Source organism: Pseudomonas lundensis (genome assembly GCF_001042985.1).
In the GTDB taxonomy this organism is placed as follows: Bacteria; Pseudomonadota; Gammaproteobacteria; order Pseudomonadales; family Pseudomonadaceae; genus Aquipseudomonas; species Aquipseudomonas lundensis.
Window position 1 is genome coordinate 118,010 of the sequence record NZ_JYKY01000012.1, and the last position, 15,999, is coordinate 134,008.

Genomic DNA, 15,999 nt, shown 5'->3' on the forward strand with positions numbered 1-15,999 from the left:
TCAGGGCGTTTTATGGAAAAGACCAAGCAGGCTGTGTCGTCATCCGTGCCGCGACATGTCGCGATTATCATGGATGGCAATAATCGCTGGGCGAAAAAACGCTTTATGCCGGGTGTTGCCGGGCATAAAGCGGGTGTGGACGCAGTCCGCGCCGTGATTGAGGTGTGTGCCGAGGCCAAGGTCGAAGTGCTCACCCTGTTCGCGTTTTCCAGCGAAAACTGGCAGCGTCCTGCGGCTGAAGTCAGTGCCTTGATGGATTTGTTCTTCAAGGCGCTGCGTCGTGAGGCCAAGCGTCTCAACGAAAACAACATCAGCCTGCGCATCATTGGCGATCGCTCCCGTTTTCATCCCGAGTTGCAAGCGGCGATGCGCGAAGCGGAGGCGATCACCGCAGGCAGCGGGCGCTTTGTCCTGCAAATTGCCGCCAATTATGGCGGGCAGTGGGACATCGCGCAGGCTGCGCAACGTCTGGCGCGTGAGGTTCAGGCAGGTCATTTGCAGCCTGAAGACATCACCCCGGACTTGTTGCAAACCTGTCTGGTAACAGGCGATCTACCGTTGCCTGACCTGTGTATCCGCACAGGGGGCGAGCACCGTATCAGCAACTTCCTGCTGTGGCAGTTGGCCTATTCCGAGCTGTACTTCTCCGACCTGTTCTGGCCGGACTTCAAACACGAAGCCATGCGTCATGCATTGGCTGATTTCGCTTCTCGCCAGCGTCGCTTCGGTAAAACAAGCGAGCAGGTTGAGGCTGGAGCCCGGGTTTAATGCTTAAGCAACGCATCATCACTGCACTTATCCTGCTGCCAATCGCTTTGTGCGGCTTTTTCCTTCTTGATGGGTCTAACTTCGCGCTCTTCATCGGGCTGGTCGTGACCCTCGGGGCCTGGGAATGGGCGCGCCTTGCCGGATTTACAGCTCAAACGGCCCGTGTCGGTTTTGCCCTCGTCGTGGCCTTATTGCTGTTTGGTCTGCACCTGTTGCCTGACCTTGCCCCGTGGGTGTTGGTGGCCGCGGTGGTGTGGTGGGCGTTGGCGACGTTTCTGGTGCTCACGTTTCCTGATTCCGCGTCACGCTGGTCCAGTGCTGCAGTCAAGCTGGTCATCGGCTTGCTGATTTTGCTACCGGCCTGGCAAGGGCTGGTGATGATCAAGGCGATGCCGCTGGGTAACTGGCTGATCATGGCGGTGATGGTGCTGGTGTGGGGCGCCGATATTGGCGCGTACTTTTCCGGGCGTAAATTCGGCAAGCGCAAACTGGCCCCTAAAGTCAGCCCCGGCAAAAGCTGGGAAGGCGTTTTTGGCGGTTTGTTGCTGAGCCTGCTGATCACGGCTGTTGTCGGCGTGGTGCGCGGCTGGAGTGCCTCTCAGATGGTTGCTGCCTTGGCAGGCGCTGCCGTTATCGTATTGATTTCAGTGGTGGGCGACCTCACAGAAAGCATGTTCAAGCGTCAGGCGGGCATTAAGGACAGCAGTCAGTTGCTGCCCGGGCATGGCGGTGTACTCGATCGTATCGACAGTTTGACGGCCGCCATTCCCGTGTTCGCCGTGTTGCTGTGGATGGCTGCATCATGAGCCGTCCTCAACAGATTACGGTGCTGGGCGCTACCGGCTCGATTGGCCTGAGTACGCTGGATGTGATTGCTCGCCACCCGGATCGCTATCAAGTGTTCGGGCTGAGCGGTTATAGCCGTCTCGCGCAACTGCTGGCATTGTGCATTCAGCACACGCCTCAGGTTGCAGTGGTGCCGGATGAGCGTTCCGCGCGTCAGCTGCAAGCTGATCTGCGCGCAGCGGGCCTCAACACCGAGGTGTTGGTGGGCGAGCAGGGTTTATGTGATATCGCCTCCGCGCCCGCGGTGGATGCCGTCATGGCAGCCATCGTCGGTGCTGCCGGGTTGCGTCCTACCTTGTCGGCAGTCAATGCGGGCAAGAAAATTCTGTTGGCGAACAAAGAAGCGCTGGTCATGACAGGCGCCCTGTTCATGCAGGCGGTGCGGCGTAGCGGTTCGGTATTGCTGCCCATTGACAGTGAGCACAACGCGATCTTTCAGTGCCTGCCGCAGGATTTCGCCCGTGGGCTGAGTCAGGTTGGCGTGCGACGGATTCTGCTGACCGCCTCTGGGGGGCCCTTCCGGGAAACCCCATTGGCTGATCTGGCGCATGTGACGCCCGATCAGGCGTGTGCTCACCCTAACTGGTCGATGGGGCGAAAGATCTCGGTCGACTCAGCGAGCATGATGAATAAAGGCCTTGAGCTGATCGAGGCGTGCTGGCTGTTCGATGCCAAGCCTGCTCAGGTTGAGGTGGTGATTCATCCGCAAAGCGTCATTCACTCGCTGGTGGACTACATAGACGGGTCGGTGCTTGCGCAGTTGGGCAATCCTGACATGCGCACGCCGATTGCCAATGCGTTGGCGTGGCCTGAGCGTATCGATTCGGGTGTGGCGCCGCTGGATCTGTTTTCCGTGGCGCGTCTGGACTTCCAGCGCCCGGATGAGCAGCGCTTCCCTTGTCTGCGCCTGGCCCGTGAAGCGGCGGCGGCTGGTGACAGCGCGCCGGCCATGCTCAATGCGGCCAATGAAGTGGCGGTGGCGGCCTTCCTCGATGGGCGAATCCGCTACCCGCAGATTGCGCAATTGATTGAAGACGTTTTAAACAACGAGCCAGTGGTGCCCGTTAATGAGTTAGAGGCAGTCTTTGCCGCCGATGCCAGGGCGCGAGAGTTGGCTGATCAATGGTTGAGCCGTCAGGGCTGATCAGTGCTGCTTGCCGTAACCGGACAGGATCACGGAGAAAGTAGATGAGTGCGCTTTATATGATTGTTGGCACCCTGGTTGCATTGGGGGTGTTGGTCACTTTTCATGAATTCGGTCACTTTTGGGTGGCGCGCCGTTGCGGCGTCAAGGTTCTGCGCTTCTCTGTGGGGTTCGGCACGCCCTTGCTGCGCTGGCACGACCGTCAGGGCACTGAGTTTGTAGTGGCAGCGATCCCGTTGGGCGGCTACGTGAAAATGCTTGATGAGCGGGAAGGGGAGGTGCCAGCTGAACTGCTGGGCCAATCCTTCAATCGCAAAACCGTCGGGCAACGCATTGCCATCGTTGCAGCGGGCCCCATCGCCAACTTCATGCTGGCGATGGTGTTTTTCTGGATTCTGGCCATGCTGGGCAGCCAGCAAGTGCGCCCGGTCATTGGCGCAGTCGAAAGCGGTAGCCTGGCAGCGCAAGCCGGTCTGGTGCCCGGGCAGGAAATCGTTTCGATTGATGGAGAGCCCACTTCGGGCTGGTCCAATGTGAATCTGCAGCTCGTGCGCCGCCTGGGCGAGAGCGGTTCGATTCACGTGGCCGTTCGTGAGGCGGGGAGCACTTCGGAGTCGACTCATGAGCTGGTTCTGCATGACTGGTTAAAAGGGGCTAACGAGCCTGATCCAATCAGTTCGCTGGGTATTCGTCCATGGCGTCCGGAGTTGCCGGCCGTACTGGCTGAGCTTGATCCTGAAGGCCCGGCCCAGGCCGCGGGCCTTAAAACCGGTGACAAACTGCTGGCCATGAACGATCAGCCGGTCAAGGACTGGCAGCAGGTGGTGGATTGGGTGCGGGTACGTCCTGAGGCGAAAATCGTATTGCGCGTCGAGCGTGATGGTGTGCCGATCGACATCCCCGTGGCATTGGCGGCGCGCGGTGAAGGCAAGGCCGCAACCGGTTATCTGGGGGCTGGGGTCAAGGGTGTGGACTGGCCGCCGGAGATGATTCGCGAGGTCAGTTACGGCCCGCTCGCCGCGATCGGCGAGGGCGCCAAACGGACTTGGACGATGAGCGTATTGACGCTCGACTCACTCAAGAAAATGTTGTTCGGCGAGCTCTCGGTAAAAAACTTGAGTGGACCGATAACCATTGCTAAAGTGGCGGGCGCTTCTGCCCAGTCGGGTGTCGCGGACTTCTTGAATTTCCTGGCTTATCTGAGTATCAGTCTTGGGGTTCTGAACTTGTTGCCCATCCCGGTACTGGATGGGGGGCATTTGTTGTTTTATCTGATCGAGTGGGCGCGTGGTCGTCCCTTGTCGGATCGGGTGCAGGGTTGGGGAATGCAGATCGGTATCAGTTTGGTGGTCGGGGTGATGTTACTTGCCCTGGTCAACGACCTGGGACGACTGTAAACGCTTCGCTGAATTGCGAATCTGCCGCATTTTGCGGCAGTTTGTTTATTGCCAGTTGGAATAAGAAAGGACTTCATGAAACGTCTGCTGCTAACTGCGGTTCTCACCGTACTGATGATCGCCGAAGTTCACGCCGAGTCCTTCACTATCTCTGATATTCGTGTCAACGGGCTGCAGCGGGTTTCCGCTGGTAGCGTGTTTGGCGCGTTGCCGCTGAACGTGGGTGAGGTAGCGGATGACCGCCGGTTGGTGGAATCCACTCGTGCGTTGTTCAAAACCGGTTTCTTTCAGGATATCCAACTGGGTCGTGATGGCAATGTGCTCGTCATTACGGTTGTCGAACGTCCTTCCGTTTCAAGCATCACCATTGACGGAAACAAGGCTATTTCCACTGATGACTTGATGAAAGGTCTTAAACAGTCGGGTCTTGCCGAAGGTGAAATCTTCCAGCGTGCCACCCTTGAGGGTGTGCGTAACGAACTGCAACGTCAGTATGTTGCCCAAGGTCGTTACTCGGCGACGGTCGACACTGAAGTCGTGTCCGAACCTCGCAACCGGGTCGCCTTGAAGGTCAACATCAACGAAGGCACGGTTGCGGCTATCCAGCACATCAACGTGGTGGGCAATACTGTCTTCCCGGAAGAAGACCTCGTTGACCTGTTTGAACTGAAAACCACCAACTGGTTGTCGTTCTTCAAGAATGACGACAAGTATGCGCGTGAAAAACTGTCCGGTGACCTTGAGCGCCTGCGCTCGTATTACCTCGACCGTGGCTATATCAACATGGATATCGCCTCCACTCAGGTATCGATCACCCCGGACAAGAAAAACGTCTATATCACGGTCAACGTGAATGAAGGCGAAAAGTACAATGTGGGCGAAGTGAAGCTGAGCGGTGACCTCAAGGTTCCTGAAGATCAGATCAAGTCGCTGCTGCTGGTTCAGCCGGGCCAGGTGTTCTCCCGCAAGCTGATGACCACGACCTCCGAGCTGATCACCCGTCGTCTGGGTAACGAAGGTTATACCTTCGCCAACGTCAACGGCGTGCCTCAGCCAAACCCGGAAGACCACACCGTGGCCATCACCTTCGTGGTGGATCCGGGCAAGCGTGCTTATGTCAACCGTATCAACTTCCGCGGCAACACCAAGTCGGAAGACGAAGTGCTGCGTCGCGAAATGCGCCAGATGGAAGGTGGCTGGGCGTCGACTTACCTGATCGACCAGTCCAAGGTGCGCCTTGAGCGTCTGGGCTTCTTCAAGGAAGTGAACGTTGAAACCCCGGCCGTGCCCGGTACAGACGACCAGGTCGATGTGAACTACGCCGTAGAAGAACAGGCTTCCGGTTCGATCACCGCCAGCGTCGGCTTTGCCCAAAGCGCCGGTTTGATCCTGGGTGGTTCGATTACCCAGAACAACTTCCTGGGTACGGGTAACCGCGTCAGCGTGGGCCTGACCCGCAGTGAATACCAGAGCCGTTACAACTTCAGTTATGTGGATCCGTACTGGACAGCTGATGGCGTGAGCCTGGGTTACAACGCGTTCTACCGTACGACCGACTACAAAGACCTCGATGTTGATGTAGCAAACTACTCGGTCGACAGCCTGGGCGCCGGTATCACAATGGGGTATCCGATCAGCGATACCTCGCGCCTGACCTATGGCCTGAGCGTGCAGCAGGATGAAATCAGTACCGGCACCTACACCGTTGACGAGATCTTCGATTTCATCAACAAAGAAGGCGACAAGTTCCTGAACTTCAAGGCTTCTGCCGGCTGGTCCGAATCGACTCTGAACAAAGGTGTGTTGCCGACACGCGGCAGCTCGCAAAGCTTGACGCTTGAAACCACCATTCCGGGCAGTGATCTCCAGTTCTACAAACTGGATTACCGCGCCCAGTTGTTCCAGCCGTTGACCGACACCTACACGATGCGCCTGCACACCGAGCTGGGTTACGGTGACAGCTATGGCTCGACGTCGGGGCTGCCGTTCTACGAGAACTACTATGCAGGTGGTTTCAACTCGGTCCGTGGTTTCAAGGACAGTGCGCTGGGTCCACGCAGTACCCCGAACAAGAATGACCCGGATCAAGATCCGCTGCCGTTTGGTGGTAACGTCCTGATCCAGGGCGGGGCAGAAGTTCTGTTCCCGATGCCGTTCGTGAAAGATCAACGTTCCCTGCGCACCTCCGTGTTCTGGGATGTGGGTAATGTTTTCGACACCAACTGCAAGTCGACCACAAAAGATTGCGATATCAGCTTTAGTAATATGGCCAGCTCTGTGGGTGTTGGCGTAACGTGGGTGACCGCACTTGGCCCGTTGAGCTTCAGCTTGGCCATGCCGATCAAGAAACCGGATGACGCAGATACCCAAGTGTTCCAGTTCTCCCTCGGCCAGACTTTCTAAAAGCCTGACTTTAGATAAACAACGGATTTAGTAGGAGTGCATCGTGCGTAAGTTGACTCAATTGGTTCTCCTGGCTTCGGTTCTGGTAGCAGGTCCGGCGTTTGCCGACATGAAAATTGCCGTTCTGAACTATCAGATGGCGCTGCTGGAATCTGACGCTGCCAAGCGTTACGCCGTAGATGCCGAGAAGAAATTCGGTCCGCAACTGACCAAACTGAAGTCCCTGGAAAGCAGTGCCAAAGGGATTCAGGATCGTCTGGTCAAAGGCGGCGACAAAATGCAGCAAGGCGAGCGTGAGCGTCTGGAGCTTGAATTCAAGCAAAAGGCCCGCGATTTCCAGTTCCAGTCCAAGGAACTGAACGAAGCCAAAGCCGTTGCTGACCGTGAAATGCTGAAACAGCTGAAGCCAAAACTGGACAGCGCTGTTGAAGAAGTCATCAAGAAAGGCGCCTATGACCTGGTGTTCGAGCGTGGTGCAGTGATCGATGTCAAACCTCAATACGACATCACTCGCCAAGTCATTGAGCGCATGAATCAGCTGAAGTAATTATGACTGCGACTATAAAACTCGGCCAATTGGCCGAGTTCCTCGGTGCCACCTTGCGTGGCAGCGCGGAGAAAGAAATCACTGGGCTAGCCACTTTACAAGAGGCTGGCCCATCTCAGTTGAGCTTTCTGGCCAACCCGCAGTACCGAAAGTTCTTGGTCGATTGTCAGGCTGGAGCCGTTTTGCTCAAGTCAGCCGACGCTGAAGACTATGCCGGTGATGCTTTGGTGGTGCCGGATCCTTACCTGGCATACGCCCGTATTTCCCATCTGTTTGACCCCAAGCCCAAGGCGGTTGCCGGTGTGCATCCTTCAGCCGTGATTGCGGCGGATGCGAGGGTAGATCCTGCGGCCAGCATCGGCGCCTTTGCAGTGATTGAAAGCGGTGCGCGCATTGCGGCTGGCGTGACCGTCGGGCCTCATTGCTTTATCGGTGCTCGCTGTGAAATCGGTGAGGGTGGCTGGTTGGCGCCGCGCGTGACGCTTTATCACGATGTTCGCATCGGTAAGCGTGTCGTGATTCAGTCGGGCGCCGTGCTGGGAGGCGAAGGTTTCGGTTTCGCCAACGAGAAGGGTGTCTGGCAAAAAATTGCCCAGATCGGCGGCGTGACCATTGGTGATGATGTCGAGATCGGTGTGAACACTGCCATCGACCGTGGTGCCCTGGCAGATACGGTTATTGGCAATGGGGTCAAACTCGATAACCAGATTCAGATCGCGCACAACGTGCAGGTCGGTGACCATACGGCGATGGCCGCGTGTGTCGGGATTTCAGGAAGCACTAAAATCGGCAAGCACTGCATGTTGGCCGGTGGTGTCGGTTTGGTGGGGCATATTGAGATCTGCGACAACGTTTTCCTCACCGGGATGACCATGGTGACTCACTCCATTACCGAGCCGGGTGCTTACTCTTCCGGAACAGCCATGCAGCCAGCGGCTGAATGGCGCAAGAGTGCGGCACGTATTCGCCAGCTGGACGACATCGCGCGACGATTGAAACAACTGGAAAAACGCGTCGAGAAGTGACCCCTGACGGTATCGCTTCATCTGAAAGCTAATACTATTTCCATATCAAGCGCGCAGGGCCAAGGGTCTGCGTTCTTGATTTGCTAGAGGAGCGTGCCTTCGTAGCGCGCGCCCAATCTTTATTACAGGCTTCCCCACGAAATGATGGACATCAACGAGATTCGCGAATATCTGCCTCACCGTTACCCTTTCCTGCTGGTGGATCGAGTGGTGGATCTGGATGTCGAGAACAAGCGCATTCGTGCTTACAAGAATGTCAGCATCAACGAACCGTTCTTCAACGGTCACTTTCCGGCGCACCCGATCATGCCCGGCGTGTTGATCATCGAAGCCATGGCGCAAGCTGCGGGCATTCTGGGTTTCAAGATGCTGGACGTGAAACCTGCAGACGGGACGCTGTATTACTTCGTCGGTTCCGACAAACTGCGTTTCCGTCAGCCCGTGTTGCCGGGCGATCAATTGATCCTGGAAGCCAAGTTCCTGAGCTGCAAGCGTTCGATCTGGAAGTTCGAGTGCCAGGCAACGGTTGATGGCAAGCCGGTATGCTCGGCTGAAATTATCTGTGCGGAACGCAAACTATGAGTTTGATTGACCCTCGCGCAATCATCGATCCGACGGCCATTCTGGCCGACGACGTCGTGGTCGGCCCTTGGTCGATCGTCGGCGCAGGTGTGGAAATCGGCGAGGGAACAGTGATTGGGCCGCATGTCATTCTTAAAGGCCCAACCAAAATCGGTAAGCACAATCGTATCTACCAGTTCTCATCAGTCGGTGAAGATACGCCCGATCTGAAGTACAAAGGCGAAGAGACACGCCTGGTGATCGGTGATCACAATGTGATTCGCGAAGGTGTGACCATTCATCGCGGCACGGTTCAGGACCGTGCCGAGACGACCCTGGGTGATCACAACCTGATTATGGCGTACGCCCACATCGGGCATGACAGCGTAATCGGCAACCATTGCATTCTGGTCAACAACGCCGCGCTGGCAGGCCATGTGCACATGGGGGACTGGGCGATCCTGTCGGGTTTCACGCTGGTGCATCAGTTCTGTCATATCGGTGCTCACAGCTTTTCAGGCATGGGTACAGCGATTGGCAAGGACGTTCCGGCCTTTGTCACGGTGTTTGGCAGCCCAGCCGAAGCCCGTAGCATGAATTTCGAGGGCATGCGCCGTCGTGGTTTTAGTGAAGATGCGATTCACGCCTTGCGTCGGGCCTACAAGGTGGTTTACCGCCAGGGGCTGACGGTTGAACAAGCGCTCGCCGAACTGGCTGAGCCCTCTGCGCAGTTCCCGGAAGTCGCACTGTTTGTGGAGTCGATTCGTTCATCGACCCGCGGCATTACCCGCTGATCATGGCCAGGTTGCGTATTGCGCTGGTGGCGGGTGAGGCCTCTGGCGACATCCTGGGTTCAGGCCTGATGCGAGCGCTCAAGGCTCAGCACCCCGATATTGAGTTTATCGGTGTGGGAGGCCCGCTGATGGAAGCGCAGGGCATGCGCTCTTACTTCCCGATGGAGCGTCTGTCGGTCATGGGGCTGGTTGAGGTACTTGGCCGTTTGCGCGAGTTGCTCAAACGCCGCAAAGCGCTGATCCAGACCCTCATTGCCGAAAAACCTGATGTATTTATCGGCATCGATGCGCCTGATTTCACCCTCAATATCGAGCTTCAGTTACGGCGTGCTGGCATCAAGACCGTGCATTACGTCAGCCCGTCCGTGTGGGCGTGGCGGCAGAAACGCGTGCTGAAAATTCGCGAAGGTTGCGACTTGATGCTCACGTTGCTGCCGTTTGAAGCCAAATTCTACGAAGAGCATGGCGTGCCGGTGCGGTTTGTTGGCCATACGCTGGCGGACACTATTCCCCTTGAGGCCGATAAAGCCGCTGCCCGTGCCGAACTGGGGTTGCCTGACGGCCCGTTGGTCGCCTTGATGCCGGGAAGTCGTGGCGGGGAAGTGGGCAAATTGGGTGGGCTGTTCCTGGACGCTGCCCTAAAAATCCGCGAAGCCCGGCCCGACACACGTTTTGTATTGCCTTGTGCCAATGCTGCGCGCCGGGTGCAAATCGAACAGTTGCTGGCTGAGCGGGACTTGCCCTTGACCTTGCTCGACGGGCGTTCGCACCTGGCCTTGGCTGCCTGTGACGCGGTGTTGATCGCCTCGGGCACCGCCACGCTTGAGGCGTTGCTGTACAAGCGGCCGATGGTGGTGGCGTATCGCCTGTCGCGGGTTACGTTCTGGATTCTCAAGCGTCTGGTAAAAAGCCCTTACGTGTCTTTGCCCAACTTGCTGGCCCAGCGGATGCTGGTGCCCGAGTTGCTGCAAGATGCCGCCACCCCCGAGGCATTGGCCAAGACCCTGTTGCCACTGCTGGACAATGGCCAGGAGCAAACCCGGGGTTTCGACGAAATTCATCGTACGTTGCGTCTCGACGCTTCCAATCAGGCCGCCAAAGCGGTGCTTGAGCTGATTGCACCCTCCAAATGAGTAAAGTGACTATGCAAATCGGATTGGACTTCAATCTGGTCGAAGACCTTGTGGCCGGTGTGGACGAAGTGGGTCGCGGCCCGTTGTGCGGCGCAGTGGTCACAGCAGCAGTGATTCTGGACCCGGCCCGGCCGATCGCCGGTCTTAATGACTCAAAAAAACTGACTGAGGCGCGTCGCGAAAAGCTGTATGACGAAATTTGCGAAAAGGCCTTGAGCTGGTGCATTGCCCGGGCTGAAGTCGAAGAGATCGACGAGCTGAATATCCTGCATGCCACCCTGTTGGCCATGCAGCGCGCTGTAGAAGGGTTGAGCATCACCCCGAAACTGGCCATGATCGACGGCAATCGCTGCCCCACATTGGCCATGCCGGCCGAAGCCGTGGTCAAGGGTGACAGCAAGGTGCCAGCCATTGCGGCGGCATCGATCCTGGCCAAGGTCAGCCGTGACCGTGAAATGGCAGCCTTCGAGTTGCAATACCCGGGTTACGGTATTGGCGGGCATAAAGGCTACCCGACGGCGGTACACCTTGAAGCCCTTGAGCGTCTTGGTCCTACGCCAATTCATCGCCGGTCCTTCGGGCCGGTGCGCCGTGCCTACGAAGCCCGTGAAGGCTTGACCGAGGTTTAGCCCCAAGGCTGATGTTTTTGCCAAGGCCCGGTACAATCCGGGCCTTGTTGTTTCCCAAAGCTAATAGACAGGATCACCATGCCGGCTTCATTCGTTCACCTGCGCCTGCACACTGAATATTCCCTGGTCGATGGCCTGGTGCGGATCAAACCGCTGATCAAAACCCTGGCGGGCATGAACATGCCTGCCGTGGCGGTGACCGATCAGAATAACATGTGTTCGTTGGTCAAATTTTATAAAGCCGCCATGGGTGGCGGCATCAAGCCGATCAGTGGCGCGGATCTGTGGCTGTCCAATAAAGACCCGGAAAACCCGTTGAGCCGCATCAGCCTGCTGGCGATGAACGGCGTGGGTTATCGCAACCTGACGGAGCTGATTTCACGAGGGTTTATTGACGGGCAGCGCAATGGCCAGGTCATCATCGAGCGTGAATGGGTCGCCGAAGCCGCCGATGGTCTGATCATGTTGTCGGCCGCCAAAGAAGGCGAGATCGGAGTCGCGCTGATCAGTGGTAACACCGAGGAAGCCGAGGCGCTGGCCCGCGAATGGATGGAGGTGTTCCCGGACCGCTTTTACCTGGAAGTCCAGCGCACCCAGCGTCCCAACGATGAAGAACATCTGCACGCTGCCGTAGCGCTGGCCGACAAAATCGGTGCGCCGCTGGTGGCCACCAACGATGTGCGCTTCCTCAAACAGCAGGATTTCGAAGCCCACGAGACCCGCGTTTGCATTGGCGAGGGCCGAGCGCTTGATGATCCGCGCCGCTCCAAGAACTACAGCGACCAGCAGTATCTTAAAAGCGCCGAAGAAATGGCTGAGCTGTTCAGCGATTTGCCGGAAGCGCTCGAAAATACCGTCGAAATTGCCAAGCGTTGCAATATCGAAGTGAAGTTGGGCAAACACTTTTTGCCTAACTTCCCGATTCCCGATGGCATGACCATCGACGAATATTTCCGCAAAGTCTCGTTTGATGGCCTTGAAGAGCGCCTCAGCGTTCTGCTGCCCAAGGACACCACCGAAGATTACGACGCCAAACGGCAGGTCTACGTCGACCGGCTGAATTTCGAACTGGACATCATTATCCAGATGGGATTCCCCGGTTACTTCCTGATCGTGATGGACTTCATCCAGTGGGCCAAGAGCAACGGCGTGCCGGTAGGGCCTGGCCGAGGGTCGGGTGCCGGTTCTCTGGTGGCCTATGTGCAGAAAATTACCGACCTCGATCCGCTGGAATATGACCTGCTGTTCGAGCGATTCCTTAACCCGGAACGGGTATCGATGCCCGACTTCGACGTCGACTTCTGCATGGATGGTCGTGACCGGGTCATTGAATATGTGGCAGATAAATACGGCCGCAACGCTGTCAGTCAGATCATTACCTTCGGTTCGATGGCGGCCAAGGCGGTTATTCGCGACGTGGCCCGTGTGCAGGGTAAGTCTTACGGCCTGGCGGATCGTTTGTCGAAGATGATTCCGTTTGAAGTCGGCATGACGCTGGAAAAGGCCTACGAGCAGGAAGAGATCTTGCGTGACTTCATCAAAGTGGATGAAGAAGCCGCCGAAATCTGGGAGATGGCACGCAAGCTCGAAGGCATCGTGCGTAACGTCGGTAAACACGCCGGTGGTGTGGTGATTGCGCCGACCAAACTGACGGACTTTTCGCCGATCTATTGCGATGAAGAAGGTGACGGTCTGGTCACCCAGTTCGACAAGGACGACGTTGAAGCCGCAGGGCTGGTGAAGTTCGACTTCCTCGGCTTGCGCACGCTGACCATCATTGACTGGGCGCTGAAAACCATCAACCGCGACCGCGCCAAGGTCGACGAGCCGCCGCTGGATATTGCGTTTATCCCGCTGGATGACAAACCGACCTACCAGTTGCTGCAAAAAGCCGAGACGACGGCGGTGTTCCAGCTTGAGTCGCGAGGCATGAAAGAGCTGATCAAAAAGCTCAAGCCTGACTGTCTGGAAGACCTGATCGCACTGGTGGCCCTGTTCCGTCCGGGGCCGCTGCAATCGGGCATGGTGGACGACTTCATCAACCGTAAGCACGGGCGTGCCGAGCTTGCTTATCCGCATTCGGATTATCAGTACGAAGGCCTGAAGCCGGTTCTGGCCCCGACCTACGGCATCATTCTGTATCAGGAACAGGTGATGCAGATTGCGCAGGTGATGGCGGGTTACACCCTCGGCGGCGCGGACATGCTGCGTCGAGCCATGGGTAAGAAAAAACCTGAAGAAATGGCCAAGCAGCGTGGCGGTTTCATTGAAGGCTGTGCCAACAACAACATCGACCCTGACCTTGCCGGTAACATTTTCGACCTGGTAGAAAAATTCGCCGGTTATGGTTTCAACAAATCTCACTCGGCGGCCTACGGGCTGGTTTCCTATCAAACCGCGTGGCTGAAAGCCCATTACCCGGCGCCGTTCATGGCGGCCGTGCTGTCGGCGGATATGCACAACACCGACAAGGTCGTGACCTTGATCGAAGAAGTGCGCACGATGAAGCTGCGTCTCGACGCGCCGGACGTGAATGCCTCCGAGTACAAGTTCACGGTGAACGACGAAGGTCGAATCATTTACGGGCTTGGCGCGATCAAGGGCGTGGGTGAGGGGCCGGTGGAGGCGATTACCGAAGCGCGTCAGGATGGGTCGTTCAAGGACCTGTTCGATTTCTGCGCGCGGGTTGATCTCAAGCGCATCAACAAACGCACCCTTGACGGTTTGATCCGCAGCGGCGCGCTGGACCGTCTGGGGCCTTGCTTCCATGACGAGCCAAAAGCCTATCAGGCGAGCATTGATCAGAACCGTGCGATTTTGCTGGCGGCGCTGGAAGAGGCAATCAAGGCGGCCGAACAAACGGCGCGCACCCACGACAGCGGCCACGACGACCTGTTCGGCGGCGTGTTTGTCGAAGAAGACGCCGATGTGTATGCCAACCATCGCAAGGCCAAGGAGCTGACTCTCAAGGAACGCCTCAAGGGCGAGAAAGACACCTTGGGCCTGTACCTGACCGGCCACCCGATCGACGAGTATGAAAGCGAAATTCGCCGTTTCGCCCGGCAGCGCATTATCGATCTGAAGCCTGCCCGCGATACGCAGACTGTCGCCGGCATGATCATCGCCCTGCGGGTGATGAAGAACAAAAAAGGCGACAAGATGGGGTTCATCACGCTGGATGACCGTTCCGGCCGGATTGAAGCCTCATTGTTTGCCGAAGCGTTCCATTCAGCCCAGTCGCTGTTGCAGACCGATGCCATGGTGGTGGTGGAAGGGGAGGTCAGTAATGATGACTTTTCCGGCGGCTTGCGCCTGCGGGTCAAGCGGGTCATGAGTATGGAGGATGCGCGTACCAGTCTGGCCGAGAGTTTGCGCCTGAGGGTCCATCACGCGGCGCTCAAGGGTGATCAGTTGCGGCAATTGGGCGACGTGCTGAAGAAGCATCGCGGCGCCTGCCCGATCACCATGGAGTACACCGGCGGGGATGCGAAGACCCTGTTGCAGTTTGGCGAGAACTGGAGAATCGATCCTGCAGACAGCTTGATTCAAGCCTTGCGTGACCAGTTTGGGCGAGACAACGTCTTCCTCCAATACCGTTGACGGTCAGGGGCGTGACCCGCGTCCTGATCTCGACCTGAATTTTTAATCTCGACCTGAGAGCGCCTGTCCCTTAAGGTAGGCGCGATACAGATCAACCGGCTGCCCCAGTCGGCTCGAAAGTGCCAGTCAATACTGGGCTTTCTGCCTGCTGGCATGCTTTGCCGCCGACCCAAGACGGATGCTTATGAACCCGAATTTTCTTGATTTCGAACAGCCGATTGCTGACCTGCAAGCCAAAATCGAAGAGTTGCGCCTGGTCGGTAATGACAATTCGCTGAACATCAGCGATGAAATCTCTCGCCTGCAAGACAAAAGCAAAACGCTGACTGAAGATATTTTCGGCAAGCTGACCAGCTGGCAGATCGCCCGCCTGGCCCGTCATCCGCGTCGTCCTTACACGCTGGATTACATCGACCACATCTTCACTGAGTTTGATGAACTTCACGGCGACCGTCACTTCTCCGACGATGCCGCCATTGTGGGCGGTATCGCGCGTCTGGACGATCAGCCCGTGATGGTGATTGGTCATCAGAAAGGCCGCGAAGTGCGTGAGAAAGTTCGCCGCAACTTCGGCATGCCGCGCCCTGAAGGCTACCGCAAGGCATGCCGTTTGATGGAAATGGCAGAGCGTTTCAAAATGCCGATCCTGACCTTTATCGACACGCCGGGCGCCTACCCGGGCATCGATGCTGAAGAGCGCAACCAGAGCGAAGCGATTGCCTGGAACCTGCGAGTCATGGCGCGCCTGAAGACCCCGATCATCTCCACGGTTATTGGTGAAGGTGGTTCGGGCGGTGCGTTGGCAATTGGGGTGTGCGATCAATTGAACATGCTGCAGTACTCCACTTATGCCGTGATTTCGCCTGAAGGGTGCGCGTCAATTCTGTGGAAAACCGCTGAAAAAGCGCCGGATGCCGCCGAGGCGATGGGCATTACCGCTGAGCGTCTCAAAGGCCTGGGCATCGTTGATAAAGTTATCGGCGAGCCATTGGGTGGCGCACATCGCGACCCTGCAGCCGCTTCTGCCACGATTCGCGCAGAGCTGATTTCGCAGTTGGACATGTTGAAGAAGCTGGACAACGAAACGTTGTTGCAGCGTCGTTATGACCGTTTGATGAGTTACGGTCTGTAATCAAGGCGAGACCGACAGAC

12 protein-coding genes and 1 pseudogene are annotated in these 15,999 nt (G+C 57.2%); all 13 read left to right on the top strand.

Annotated features, from left to right (window positions below):
• The first annotated feature begins 12 nt into the window (after positions 1-12).
• The 13 genes and pseudogenes from uppS to TU74_RS12155 all read left to right on the top strand — a co-directional run bounded on the left by uppS (position 13) and on the right by TU74_RS12155 (position 15,979).
• On the top strand, positions 13-768 hold the full coding sequence (gene uppS, locus TU74_RS12095; RefSeq protein WP_047277206.1) for a polyprenyl diphosphate synthase: 756 nt from the start codon (positions 13-15) through the stop codon (positions 766-768).
• Positions 768-1,574 (top strand): phosphatidate cytidylyltransferase, encoded by an 807-nt coding sequence (locus TU74_RS12100; protein ID WP_047277204.1) that lies wholly within the window; start codon positions 768-770, stop codon positions 1,572-1,574. The genes uppS and TU74_RS12100 overlap by 1 nt, the downstream gene beginning before the upstream one ends.
• Positions 1,571-2,758, top strand: a complete 1,188-nt coding sequence (ispC, locus tag TU74_RS12105; RefSeq protein WP_047278265.1) for a 1-deoxy-D-xylulose-5-phosphate reductoisomerase — start codon at positions 1,571-1,573, stop codon at positions 2,756-2,758. Before TU74_RS12100 ends, ispC begins: the two co-directional genes overlap by 4 nt.
• Positions 2,759-2,802: 44 nt before the next feature.
• Positions 2,803-4,155 carry a sigma E protease regulator RseP gene (gene rseP / locus TU74_RS12110; protein ID WP_047277200.1) on the top strand — a complete coding sequence of 451 codons (1,353 nt, stop codon included), beginning with the start codon at positions 2,803-2,805 and terminating at the stop codon, positions 4,153-4,155.
• 75 nt (positions 4,156-4,230) lie between these two features.
• Positions 4,231-6,558, top strand: coding sequence for an outer membrane protein assembly factor BamA (gene bamA, locus TU74_RS12115; RefSeq protein WP_047277198.1), 2,328 nt, complete (start codon positions 4,231-4,233; stop codon positions 6,556-6,558).
• A 43-nt stretch (positions 6,559-6,601) separates the two neighbouring features.
• Complete coding sequence (locus TU74_RS12120; RefSeq protein ID WP_016781988.1) at positions 6,602-7,105, top strand: OmpH/Skp family outer membrane protein; 504 nt, start codon at positions 6,602-6,604, stop codon at positions 7,103-7,105.
• A 2-nt stretch (positions 7,106-7,107) separates the two neighbouring features.
• Positions 7,108-8,162: pseudogene (gene lpxD, locus TU74_RS12125) on the top strand (UDP-3-O-(3-hydroxymyristoyl)glucosamine N-acyltransferase).
• 109 nt (positions 8,163-8,271) lie between these two features.
• Positions 8,272-8,712 carry a 3-hydroxyacyl-ACP dehydratase FabZ gene (gene fabZ, locus TU74_RS12130; RefSeq protein WP_047277196.1) on the top strand — a complete coding sequence of 147 codons (441 nt, stop codon included), beginning with the start codon at positions 8,272-8,274 and terminating at the stop codon, positions 8,710-8,712.
• Positions 8,709-9,485, top strand: a complete 777-nt coding sequence (gene lpxA, locus TU74_RS12135) for an acyl-ACP--UDP-N-acetylglucosamine O-acyltransferase (RefSeq protein WP_047278261.1) — start codon at positions 8,709-8,711, stop codon at positions 9,483-9,485. Before fabZ ends, lpxA begins: the two co-directional genes overlap by 4 nt.
• A 2-nt stretch (positions 9,486-9,487) precedes the next feature.
• Positions 9,488-10,618, top strand: coding sequence for a lipid-A-disaccharide synthase (gene lpxB / locus TU74_RS12140; protein WP_048376660.1), 1,131 nt, complete (start codon positions 9,488-9,490; stop codon positions 10,616-10,618).
• A gap of 11 nt (positions 10,619-10,629) precedes the next feature.
• Positions 10,630-11,247 (top strand): ribonuclease HII, encoded by a 618-nt coding sequence (gene rnhB, locus TU74_RS12145; RefSeq protein WP_047278259.1) that lies wholly within the window; start codon positions 10,630-10,632, stop codon positions 11,245-11,247.
• Between the two features lie 78 nt (positions 11,248-11,325).
• Positions 11,326-14,847, top strand: a complete 3,522-nt coding sequence (gene dnaE, locus TU74_RS12150) for a DNA polymerase III subunit alpha (RefSeq protein ID WP_048376662.1) — start codon at positions 11,326-11,328, stop codon at positions 14,845-14,847.
• Positions 14,848-15,031: 184 nt separating this feature from the next.
• Complete coding sequence (locus TU74_RS12155; RefSeq protein WP_047277186.1) at positions 15,032-15,979, top strand: acetyl-CoA carboxylase carboxyltransferase subunit alpha; 948 nt, start codon at positions 15,032-15,034, stop codon at positions 15,977-15,979.
• Positions 15,980-15,999 lie beyond the last annotated feature (20 nt).